This is a genomic window from Bartonella sp. AA86SXKL (assembly GCF_042196885.1).
This window is the reverse complement of the sequence record NZ_JBHIRE010000615.1, coordinates 1-509: the sequence shown is the minus strand read 5'-3', so window position 1 is coordinate 509 and position 509 is coordinate 1. Positions and strand designations below refer to the sequence as shown.

Annotated in this window: 1 protein-coding gene; it reads left to right on the top strand. The window is 39.7% G+C overall.

The window, feature by feature from the left end; genetic code table 11:
- Nucleotides 1-86 precede the first annotated feature (86 nt).
- Nucleotides 87-509: DUF3987 domain-containing protein (locus ACFIO5_RS13575; RefSeq protein WP_375705701.1), on the top strand; the 423-nt coding region annotated here is incomplete at its 3' end.

Below are 509 nucleotides of genomic sequence, written 5' to 3'. Positions count from 1 at the left end.
TATAGACAAGGCTTTGAGGTTTTTATCATGCAAGCCCCCTACGGTCTAGATTTCAATGATGTTTTGATACTGAAAGGTATAAATAAATGAGAGAGAATAAAAACAATATTATAGATACCAACAATCAAAATGTTTCATGCAATGATAACGATAATGGCTCTTTAAATGATAAGACTTGTTTAGAAGCCATTCCTTATAAACAAGCATTGCAACAAAACGGTTGGGGGGAATTAAAACCACTTGAATATACTCTCTTACCCGTCGAGTCTTTTCATGCTGCGCAAATGCCTTTAACTTTAAGTCGCTATGTTTATGACGTTGCTAACCGTCAACAAGCTCCTCTTGATTTTGTGGCTGTCGCTGCTTTGTGTGGCTTGGCTGCTCTCATTGGCAATGGCGTGCGGATTGCTCCAAAACAACATGATGATTGGAAGATTGTCCCTAATCTCTGGGGCGCTCTTATTGGTCAACCTTCAACCATGAAAACACCTACCATGCAAGCCGCTTTA